This window comes from Cryobacterium sp. MLB-32 (genome assembly GCF_000738085.1).
GTDB lineage: Bacteria > Actinomycetota > Actinomycetes > Actinomycetales > Microbacteriaceae > Cryobacterium.
Window position 1 is genome coordinate 1 of sequence record NZ_JPRS01000788.1, and the last position, 772, is coordinate 772.

Annotated in this window: 2 protein-coding genes; one reads left to right on the forward strand and one right to left on the reverse strand. The window is 60.6% G+C overall.

Features of this window, described 5'->3' with window-relative positions:
• The coding region (locus tag JF66_RS21400; RefSeq protein WP_035881049.1) for a winged helix-turn-helix domain-containing protein at positions 1-194 on the reverse strand (194 nt) is incomplete at its 3' end.
• A 104-nt stretch (positions 195-298) separates the two neighbouring features.
• On the opposite strand from JF66_RS21400, the gene JF66_RS21405 reads away from it, so the two are divergent.
• Entirely contained in the window at positions 299-772 is a 474-nt protein-coding gene (locus JF66_RS21405) for an MFS transporter (RefSeq protein ID WP_231556558.1), read from the forward strand.

Here is a 772-nt window from a genome sequence, read left to right on the forward strand (position 1 = left end):
TGTAGTTGCCTGACGTGATACAGCACCGTACCCGGGTCCTGGGCAAGTCGATCCGCGAGCTGCTTGTTCGTGAGCTCATGGAGCCCGCACAACCGCAAGATCCTCAGACGGAGAGGGTGCGCCAAAGCCTTGATCTCGCGGGCGCTCGCGGACGGATTCTTAGTGTCCATGGCCGTCGGTTGTTCCTCCGTCATATGGCAATCCTACCGTCTGATGTATTTAATCCAATCACCTTGAAGTTTCTCAATCACCCTGTCAGAGTGAGCAGATGGTTCCCCGCAGCAGACACCCTCACCCCATGCCGCTGGGTTCGTCCTACTGGAAACTATGGACGTCCTCCGGGTTCTCCAACCTCGCCGACGGGGTGTTCAGCATCGCACTGCCCCTGGTCGCAATCCAGCTGACCCAATCACCGTCGCTCATAGCCGGACTCGTTGTCGCCGCGAGACTGCCCTGGCTTGTCTTCGCGCTGACAGCTGGGGCTCTGGCCGATCGGCTGGACCGGCGGACGCTGATGCTCGTCGCGAATCTCGTCCGAGCGATCCTCCTCCTCGCGCTGGTTGCCGTCCTGCTTCTGGGCATCAGTTCGATCTGGGCGCTCTATTGCGTGGCATTCCTTGTAGGCGTCTCGGAAACGATCTACGACACGTCGGCGCAATCGATCCTCCCGCAGATCGTGCAGAGAGATCAGCTCTCCCGCGCCAACGGACGCCTTTATGCGGTCGAGCTCACCGCCAATCAGTTCGCCGGCCCCCTCTCGGCGGAATGTTGA

Excerpts from the sequence above, each read along its gene's own strand:
- JF66_RS21405 (WP_231556558.1), top strand. The coding sequence starts at position 299 with ATGCCGCTGGGTTCGTCCTACTGGAAACTATGGACGTCCTCCGGGTTC.